The sequence below is a fragment of the Candidatus Symbiopectobacterium sp. genome (assembly GCF_020054415.1).
In the GTDB taxonomy this organism is placed as follows: domain Bacteria; phylum Pseudomonadota; class Gammaproteobacteria; order Enterobacterales; family Enterobacteriaceae; genus Symbiopectobacterium.
In genome coordinates this window covers 1-9,029 of sequence record NZ_JAHWCO010000215.1, presented here as the reverse complement: position 1 = coordinate 9,029, position 9,029 = coordinate 1, and the positions used below count along the sequence as shown (strand labels likewise).

The 9,029-nt window shown below is 52.6% G+C and carries 7 protein-coding genes and 1 pseudogene; 7 read left to right on the top strand and 1 reads right to left on the bottom strand.

From position 1 onward, the window contains the following. Positions 1–722 precede the first annotated feature (722 nt). From arnB to arnF, 7 genes are read left to right on the top strand one after another with little or no spacing between them, the layout of a single operon-like run. Entirely contained in the window at positions 723–1,862 is a 1,140-nt protein-coding gene (arnB, locus tag QZ506_RS06315; RefSeq protein ID WP_291969858.1) for a UDP-4-amino-4-deoxy-L-arabinose aminotransferase, read from the top strand. Position 1,863: 1 nt separating this feature from the next. Then, positions 1,864–2,856, top strand: a complete 993-nt coding sequence (gene arnC, locus QZ506_RS06310; RefSeq protein WP_291969856.1) for an undecaprenyl-phosphate 4-deoxy-4-formamido-L-arabinose transferase — start codon at positions 1,864–1,866, stop codon at positions 2,854–2,856. Further along, positions 2,853–4,832 carry a bifunctional UDP-4-amino-4-deoxy-L-arabinose formyltransferase/UDP-glucuronic acid oxidase ArnA gene (gene arnA, locus QZ506_RS06305; RefSeq protein ID WP_291969854.1) on the top strand — a complete coding sequence of 660 codons (1,980 nt, stop codon included), beginning with the start codon at positions 2,853–2,855 and terminating at the stop codon, positions 4,830–4,832. Before arnC ends, arnA begins: the two co-directional genes overlap by 4 nt. Further along, on the top strand, positions 4,829–5,749 hold the full coding sequence (gene arnD, locus QZ506_RS06300) for a 4-deoxy-4-formamido-L-arabinose-phosphoundecaprenol deformylase (RefSeq protein ID WP_291969852.1): 921 nt from the start codon (positions 4,829–4,831) through the stop codon (positions 5,747–5,749). The genes arnA and arnD overlap by 4 nt, the downstream gene beginning before the upstream one ends. Continuing rightward, complete coding sequence (gene arnT / locus QZ506_RS06295; protein WP_291969850.1) at positions 5,746–7,404, top strand: lipid IV(A) 4-amino-4-deoxy-L-arabinosyltransferase; 1,659 nt, start codon at positions 5,746–5,748, stop codon at positions 7,402–7,404. Before arnD ends, arnT begins: the two co-directional genes overlap by 4 nt. Continuing rightward, entirely contained in the window at positions 7,401–7,727 is a 327-nt protein-coding gene (arnE, locus tag QZ506_RS06290; protein WP_291969848.1) for a 4-amino-4-deoxy-L-arabinose-phosphoundecaprenol flippase subunit ArnE, read from the top strand. The genes arnT and arnE overlap by 4 nt, the downstream gene beginning before the upstream one ends. A 15-nt stretch (positions 7,728–7,742) precedes the next feature. Next, positions 7,743–8,132 carry a 4-amino-4-deoxy-L-arabinose-phosphoundecaprenol flippase subunit ArnF gene (gene arnF / locus QZ506_RS06285; RefSeq protein ID WP_291969847.1) on the top strand — a complete coding sequence of 130 codons (390 nt, stop codon included), beginning with the start codon at positions 7,743–7,745 and terminating at the stop codon, positions 8,130–8,132. 424 nt (positions 8,133–8,556) lie between these two features. Here the strand turns inward: arnF and QZ506_RS06280 are convergent. After that, positions 8,557–9,029: pseudogene (locus tag QZ506_RS06280) on the bottom strand (integrase core domain-containing protein); the annotation flags it as partial.

Sequence of the window (9,029 nt, the reverse complement as noted above, 5' to 3'; positions counted from 1 at the left end):
CCGCGCTGCTTGAGGGCCTTGTTATAAGAGTGCCAGTTGGTGATTTTAAAATTTTGTTTTGCCATGGAGACCTGATTTTGAAACAACTGTGGTGATCTGCTCCGATGATTACCCAAAAGTTCTATTTATTCAACAAAGCCGAGAAAAGTGTACAGCTGAGATGACAAGCATTTTCAACCAAAACTGGCACGGAAAAACAGCATGATTACCTATTATTCAACAAAGCCATGGCTGTGGATAATGCTTGATTCAGTGTGAAACTCAGGCAATTTCATTGACCCCATTGGCTTAAATAACGCCTGAATATCGACCCCGCCATACCGTCATTTGCACAGTGATAATGTGATTTTTATTTTTGAACGTCATGTTATTGTGACGCTAAGGCTATTCTTGATTTTTAAATAAAACCTAAATGAATGTATAAAATAAGAATGGATGACTGAACTTTTAATTGAATGGTTTAATTAAACGTATTTTAAACACAATTCAGATGAGGCGTGTTTGGGGTGTTAATCTGAGTTATTTTAGTAACGAGTACCTGTATCATTACTTGTAATGGCTAGAAAGCAGGACTCGACTATATTTATCAGCCGACTCTTTTTCTATTTCCTTTTGCGAGGTAATAGAAAATGGGGCGGTTTTCATTTTGCGAGGTAATAGAAAATAAGGCGTTGAAATCATGATGTTTTTTATGTTTGTTATTTTATCACCAGGATGTTGTCATGCTTGATTTTTTACCTTTTTCTCGCCCTTCCTTGGGAGAGGAAGAGATTGCTGCCGTGAATACGGTCATGTTATCCGGGTGGATCACTTCAGGGCCAAAAAATCAGCAACTGGAAGCTGCTTTTTGCGCATTGACCGGCAACAAGCACGCCATTGCTGTCAGTTCCGCGACGGGCGGGATGCACGTAACCTTGATGGCGCTGGATATTTCCCCTGGCGATGAAGTTATTACCCCCTCGCTGACTTGGGTTTCAACCCTCAACATGATTGTCTTGCTTGGCGCTGTGCCGGTGATGGTAGACGTCGATCGCGATACATTGATGGTCACGCCGGAGGCCATTGCTGCGGCTATCACGCCCCGCACACGCGCCATTATTCCCGTCCATTACGCCGGCGCACCCGCCGATATGGACGCGATTCGCGCTATCGGGCACCGTCACAGTATCCCCGTTATTGAAGATGCGGCACATGCCGTTGGGGCCGAGTATCGCGGAGCCCCTGTCGGAGCGAAAGGCACTGCGATTTTCTCTTTTCACGCCATCAAAAATATGACCTGCGCCGAGGGCGGACTGGTGATCACCGATGATGACCAGCTTGCCGAGCGTATCCGCAGCCTTAAATTTCACGGCCTTGGCGTGAATGCTTATGACAGACTTGCACAGGGACGTGCACCGCAGGCAGAAGTGATAACACCGGGGTACAAATACAATCTCAGTGATATCCATGCCGCGATTGCGTTAGTGCAATTTGGCAAGCTGGCGAACGTTAACCAGTGGCGCAAGGATATTGCGCAACGCTATTTATCGGCGCTTGCTGATACGCCACTGCTGCCATTACGTCAGCCTGAATGGCCCCATCACCACGCTTGGCACCTGTTTATTTTGCGTGTGGATGCTGAACGCTGCGGTATTTCACGCGATGCGTTAATGGTTGCACTGCAAGCGCGAGGGATTGGCACCGGCCTGCATTTTCGCGCCGTCCATACCCAGAAATATTACCGTGAGCGTTTTCCCGCACTTGAACTTCCTCATACGGAGTGGAACAGTGAACGCCTGTTATCCATTCCCCTGTTTCCGGATATGACTTATGACGACACATCACGCGTTATCGATGCGCTGCGCGAAGTTGCCTGCGGTTGATATGTTCACCTTTCCTTTGATAAAAAAAGTCTCCGTTGTCATCCCGGTATTCAACGAGCAAGAGAGCCTGCCCGCCCTGATTCAGCGCACGGTGGCTACCTGTGAGACGTTGAGTAAGGATTATGAGATTGTACTGGTTGATGATGGCAGCAATGACAACTCAGCGCGACTGATGGTGCAATCCAGCGAAATGCCAGATAGCCACGTGATAGCCGTATTGCTTAACCGGAATTACGGTCAGCATGCTGCGATCATTGCAGGATTTAGCCATGCCACGGGCGATTTAATTATTACGCTGGATGCCGATCTCCAGAATCCACCGGAAGAGATCCCGCGTCTGGTGGCAAAAGCCGATGAAGGCTATGACGTGGTGGGCACGGTGCGTCAAAACCGTCAGGATAGCTTGTTTCGCAAAATGTCATCGCGCCTGATAAACCGTTTTATCCAGCGTACCACTGGCAAGGCCATGGGCGATTATGGCTGTATGCTGCGCGCTTATAGGCGCCATATTGTCGATGCCATGTTGACCTGCCATGAACGCAGCACCTTTATCCCTATCCTTGCCAATATCTTCGCGCGTAAGGCTACGGAGATTCCTGTCGAGCACGCTGAACGCCTGTACGGTGATTCCAAGTACAGCGTGATCAGTTTGATCAGCCTGATGTATGACCTAGTGACCTGCCTGACCACTACGCCTTTACGTCTGCTCAGCGTGATAGGTAGCGCCATCGCGCTCTTAGGATTCTTTCTGACCTTTGTGCTGGTGGTGTTGCGTCTGGTATTTGGGCCTGAATGGGCGGCCGAGGGTGTATTCATGCTGTTTGCCTTTCTGTTCAGTTTTATCGGTGCGCAGTTCGTGGGGATGGGGATACTCGGTGAATATATTGGCCGTATTTACAACGATGTGCGTGCTCGCCCTCGTTATTTTGTGCAACGCGTCGTTAAGGGTGAGACCCGCAAAGACGAGACTCACCAAGAGAGTAATGTGAAATGAATACCGTTGTTTTTGCTTACCATGATATGGGATGCGTTGGCATCAGTGCCTTACTGGCCTCTGGCTATCGCATCAGTGCTATTTTCACCCACGTGGACAAGCCTGGTGAAAATCCTTTTTTTGGCTCAGTGGCTCATATTGCCGCCAGAACTGGTATTCCTGTCTATACACCGGAAGACGTGAACCACCCGCTGTGGCGTGAACGCATTCGCGCGCTCGCACCGCAGGCCATTTTTTCTTTCTATTACCGCCGCGTGCTGAGTGATGCGATTTTGCAGTGCGCCCCCTTAGGGGCGTTTAACCTGCATGGCTCGCTATTGCCGCAATACCGTGGCCGCGCACCGCTGAATTGGGTATTGGTTAACGGAGAGACGCAGACGGGCGTCACGCTGCATCGCATGACGTCAGAACCCGATGCGGGCCCGATTATTGCGCAACAGCGGGTCGATATAGCACCGGATGACGATGCCCCTGGTTTGCACCATAAACTGTGCGAATGTGCAGACAGTCTGTTACGCGATATCCTGCCAGTGATTAAATCCGGTAACTATCCGCAACAGGAGCAGGATCACGCACAGGCCAGCTATGTCACCCGGCGAACCCCTGAGGCAGGGCGGATGGACTGGTCGCGGCCCGCGCATGAATTGCACAACCTGGTGCGTGCAGTCACGGATCCGTGGCCGGGCGCGTTTTGTTATGCCGGTGCGACACGCTTGACGGTGTGGTCCTCGCGTTTGCGACAGGATTTCCCTTGCGCGCCGAGTGGAACAGTGTTGTCGGTTTCACCACTGGTGGTTGCCTGCGGCAGCGATGCGCTGGAGATTGTGACCGGTCAGAGTGACAGCAGCGTGTTTATGGCGGGTGAACAACTGGCACAAACCGTAGGCATGGTGGAAGGGGCCAGGCTGAATGCTTGCTTGCCGTGCCAACCCAAGCGCGTGCGGGTGTTGATCCTTGGGGTAAACGGTTTTATCGGCAACCACCTGACGGAACGGTTGCTGCAAGATGAAAATTACGAAGTCTACGGCTTGGATATCGGTTCCGATGCGATTGCCCGTTTCCTGCTTAACCCGCGTTTTCACTTTGTTGAAGGGGATATCACCATCCACTCGGAGTGGATTGAGTATCACATCAAGAAATGTGATGTCATTCTGCCGCTGGTCGCTATTGCCACGCCGATTGAATACACGCGTAATCCGCTGCGGGTGTTCGAGCTGGATTTCGAAGAGAACCTGAAAATCGTGCGTAGCTGCGTCAAACACCAGAAGCGCATCATCTTCCCTTCCACTTCTGAAGTGTACGGGATGTGCAGCGATAAGATGTTCGATGAAGATCGTTCATCGCTGGTGGTTGGGCCGATTAATAAACAGCGTTGGATCTATTCGGTATCGAAGCAACTGCTCGATCGGGTGATCTGGGCATACGGCGAGAAGCAGGGGCTGCGTTTTACGCTGTTCCGTCCTTTCAACTGGATGGGACCACGGCTTGATAGCCTGGACGCCGCCCGTATCGGCAGTTCGCGTGCCATTACGCAATTGATCCTGAATCTGGTGGAAGGATCGCCAATCAAGCTGATTGATGGCGGTGAACAGAAGCGCTGTTTTACCGATATCAACGACGGCATCGAGGCGTTATTCCACATCATTGAAAATCGTGACAACGCCTGTGATGGGCGAATTATCAATATCGGTAACCCTAAAAACGAGGCCAGCATCCGCGAGCTCGCAGAGATGTTGCTCGAAAGTTTTGAGCGTCATCCGCTTCGGCACATGTATCCGCCGTTTGCTGGCATGTGCGTGGTGGAGAGTGGCAGTTACTACGGCAAAGGCTATCAGGATGTGGAACACCGTAAACCAAGCATCGCCAATGCGCGCCGCCTTTTGGGATGGGAGCCACAGGTTGAGATCCAACGGACGATTGACGAAACGCTGGACTTTTTCCTGCGTGCTCACCCTTCACTGGATTCAACCCCATGAAGCGTGTCGGGCTGCGTATTGATGTTGACACCTGGCGCGGTACGAGAGTGGGTATGCCGCGCCTGCTGGAAACGTTGGAGCAACATGGGATTCAGGCAAGCGTCTTTTTCAGCGTTGGGCCAGATAATATGGGGCGTCACCTTTGGCGTCTGGCCAAACCGGCTTTTTTGTGGAAGATGCTGCGCTCCAAGGCGGTTTCGTTGTATGGCTGGGATATCCTGCTGGCGGGGACTGCCTGGCCAGGCCGTTTGATTGGGCGCGGTAATGCGGACGTCATGCGACAAACGGCACGTACCCACGAGGTGGGGCTTCATGCCTGGGATCACTTTGCCTGGCAAACCTGGGCGGGGATTTGGAGCACAGTACAGTTACATCGCCATATTGCGCTGGGTAAGACCGCGCTGGAGGATCTGCTGGGCCAGGCCGTCACCTGCTCCGCCGTGGCTGGATGGCGGGCAGATCAGCGTGTCATTGAGGCTAAGCAGTGCTTTGGTTTCCGCTACAACAGCGATTGTCGCGGCAGCACACCATTTCGGCCTCGTCTGGCAGATGGTACATTAGGTACCGTTCAGATTCCGGTTTCACTGCACACCTGGGATGAGGTTATCGGCTCCACCGTGCAACCACAGCAGTTCAATCGCTATTTGCTCAACGCCATGCACAGCGCGCGAGGGACACCGGTGTATACCGTGCACGCTGAGGTGGAGGGCATCGCCTTCCAGCGGGAATTTTCGGCGTTGCTCTCCATGGCACATCTTGAAGGACTTCAGTTTTGTCCTCTGGGGGCGTTGCTTCCTGAATCCGAGGCAGATTTGCCCGTTGGGCAGGTTGTGCGCCACGCCATTGACGGGCGGGAAGGATGGTTAGGCTGTCAACAGTGGCTGAATAGCCAACACGATCAGGTCGGTCAGTCATGAAAGCAGTAACTTACACGCTCGCATTGGTCGCTTTGTGGGCACTCTACTACGTTATTCCTATTGAATACCGCTTGCTCTGGCAGCCGGATGAAACCCGCTATGCAGAAATCAGCCGTGGCTTGCTGGCCTCGGGAGATTGGGCGGTGCCGCGATTTTTAGGTATTCGCTACTTTGAAAAACCCATAGCGGGTTACTGGATCAACAATCTCGGTCAATGGCTTTTTGGTCATTCCAACTTTGCGGTGCGTGCGGGAGCCATATTCTCCTCGTCGCTGACCGCCTGTATGGTCGCGTGGCTCTCCTGGCGGATCTGGCGTGACAAACGTACTGCGCTGCTGGCGGCGGTAATCTACCTTTCCTGCTTGCTGGTCTACGGTGTCGGGACTTACGCTGTGCTCGATCCTATGCTCGCGCTGTGGCTCTCGCTCGCCATGTGCAGTTTCTGGTATGCCGCTGAATCCGAGTCCGTGGGCAAAAAGGCCATTGGGTATCTGGTGCTGGGGATGGCTTGCGGCATGGGGGTGATGACTAAAGGCTTTTTGGCGCTGGCGGTACCTGTTATTAGCGTGCTGCCGTGGGTGGCAGAAAAGAAACAGTGGAAATCGCTGTTGATGTATGGGCCGTTGGCCGTGTTAAGTGCGGCGGCGGTGACATTGCCTTGGGCGCTAACCATAGCAGAGCGTGAACCAACGTTTTGGCACTACTTTTTTTGGGTAGAGCATATCCAGCGTTTTGCCCAGGAAGGCGCACAGCACCGGGCACCGTTTTGGTATTACATGCCGCTATTTCTGCTGGGTGCGTTACCCTGGCTGGGGTTCCTACCCGGAGCGTTGCGCCAGGGGTGGCGAGATAGGAAAACGAACAGCAGCCTGATCTATTTGTTGGGCTGGACTCTCATGCCACTGCTGTTTTTCAGCCTCGCGAAAGGAAAATTACTGACCTATATACTGCCCTGTTACGCGCCGCTGGCGGCGTTGCTGGCTCATCATGTGCTGGGTGCTGCCCGCGAGGGTGCCATGGCTCTGCGCGCCAACGCACTTATCAATATGCTGTTTGGTGTTATAGGACTGCTGGCTGTGGTGCTGGTTTTGGCACCTCATCGGTTTGCGAGCTATCCGCTCTATACACCGCAGGAATATGGCAAGATGCTGGCGGCAGCGGTGATATTTCTCTCTTGGGCGTTGATCGGGAGCCTGTCGATTGTGCAACCGCGTAATCGCTGGGCCTGCGCGGCGCTGTGCCCGCTGGCATTGGCGCTGCTGGTGGGCGCTGCCATTCCCGATCGTGTGGAGAATGCCAAACAGCCGCAGGAGATGATTGAGCAGGCTCATGCGCAACTGCAAGCGAGCCGCTATGTGCTGTCCAACAGCGTAGGGGTTTCCTCGGCTATTGCCTGGGAGTTGCAGCGCGACGATATTTTTCTCTATAGCCGTCGCGGTGAACTGGCTTGGGGGTTGGCGTTTGAGGACAGCGCAGAACGGTTTGTTTCTGAGGACGCCTTCCCTGACTGGCTCGCGGCTCACCGTCAACAAGGCAATATTACGCTGATGCTACTGCTGGACGATGACGACAGGACGACGATACATGCGTTGCCAACGCCGGACTGTGTCTATCAGCAAGGACGCTTTGCCGTTGTCGAGTATCACGCGCAGTGAGTGCATGGTTGGGGGTTTTGCTGGTCAGCATGCTGAGCTGCATGGGGCAGATGTGTCAAAAACAGGCGGCTGGAGCGGTTCATCCTGCCTATGCAGCGCGATGGCTGAGCGTTGCTCTGCTGCTGCTGGCGCTTGCGTTATTGCTGTGGCTGGTCGTACTGCAACAGCTTCCTGTTGGCATTGCATATCCGATGTTGAGTCTGAATCTGGTTTGGATCACGCTGGCCGCACGTTGGATTTGGCAGGAGCCTATTGGGTGGCGGCATAGCCTCGGCATTCTGTTTATCATCTCGGGCGTCGTTTTGCTCGGTGTTACGGTTTAACGTGGAGGCGACAGCATGGGATATCTAGCGGCTTGCCTCAGCGTCATGTTGGTCAGCATCGCGCAGTTGGCGATTAAATACGCCCTGTCCGGATTGCCACCGATATGGTCGATACGCATGCTGTGGGATGGCGCAGCGTGCCAGTGGCTGCTGCTTACCGCTGGGCTGGGGTGTTACGTGCTGTCGCTCATTGTCTGGCAATTCGCGTTACAGCGTCTGGCGCTGGGAAAAGCATACGCATTTTTGAGCCTGAGCTATGTGCTGGTGTGGCTTGGTTCGCTTCTCTTACCCGATTATTCAGAGCATTTTTCATGGCTGGCGTGCATAGGCGTGTTCGCCATTATGGTGGGTGTTTTGTTGGTTTGCTGGCCGGAGCGTGAAGAGAAAACCTCTACCTCGTCATAGCGCAAGAGTTGATCGGGCTCAAACAAAACAAACATTTTCAGGTGTAATTTCTTGTCATTCTTATCGCAATAGCACCGTGTGAGATAGGTCATGGCATCCATACCGGAGATCGTAAATAATACAAAACCGTTATCAATAGGAACTGAATGGATATTCCTACGGCGGCTGAGGGGTGAAAACGGATTCTCAGAGACGGTGTCTGACTGACAGAAAAGAGCATGATGAACAACAAATACCCATTGCAAGAAATCCTTGACGTTGACCGACTGCAAACGTTGCAGGATAACTTCAGCAACTCCAGAGCCTGTTTAAGATTTTGTGTAAATGCCTTTCCTCAGAAGTGACCGTCAAGGCGGTCACTGAACTTGTACTAGCCCAGACCTGATCTGACAGTTACCGATTATTTATACAGGTGTCTGTCAGATTACATCTGGTTCAGATTCTTTTCTGCCCAGATCCGTTTTCCATCGAGTAAAGTGGCCATCGGCGTACGCCCGCAGCACATCTTTCCCTGATGAGTTCGCTCATTATTGTAATGCCACAACCAGTTGTCCAGCTCTACCTGCAGGCTTTCCAGGTCTCCATATAACTTCTTGCGAAACGTAACCTGATAAAAATACTGAAAAATGGTTTTATCGAAGCGCTCGCAGATGCCGTTCGTCTGCGGAGACATCGCCTTCGTTTTCGTATGCTCGATATCGTTGATAGCCAGATAAAGCTAATAATCATGCTGCTCCACTTTACCACAGTACTCCGTACCCCTGTTGGTCAGTATTCTCAGCACCGGCAGTCCCTGAGCCTGGTAGAACGGGAGTACGCGATCATTGAGCAGGTCGGCGGCGGTGATCGGTGTTTTATTCGTATACAGCTTGCAGTGCGCCACTTTCGAGTACGTAT

Excerpts from the sequence above, each read along its gene's own strand:
- arnB (WP_291969858.1), top strand. The coding sequence starts at position 723 with ATGCTTGATTTTTTACCTTTTTCTCGCCCTTCCTTGGGAGAGGAAGAG.
- arnC (WP_291969856.1), top strand. The coding sequence starts at position 1,864 with ATGTTCACCTTTCCTTTGATAAAAAAAGTCTCCGTTGTCATCCCGGTA.
- arnA (WP_291969854.1), top strand. The coding sequence starts at position 2,853 with ATGAATACCGTTGTTTTTGCTTACCATGATATGGGATGCGTTGGCATC.
- arnD (WP_291969852.1), top strand. The coding sequence starts at position 4,829 with ATGAAGCGTGTCGGGCTGCGTATTGATGTTGACACCTGGCGCGGTACG.
- arnT (WP_291969850.1), top strand. The coding sequence starts at position 5,746 with ATGAAAGCAGTAACTTACACGCTCGCATTGGTCGCTTTGTGGGCACTC.
- arnF (WP_291969847.1), top strand. The coding sequence starts at position 7,743 with ATGGGATATCTAGCGGCTTGCCTCAGCGTCATGTTGGTCAGCATCGCG.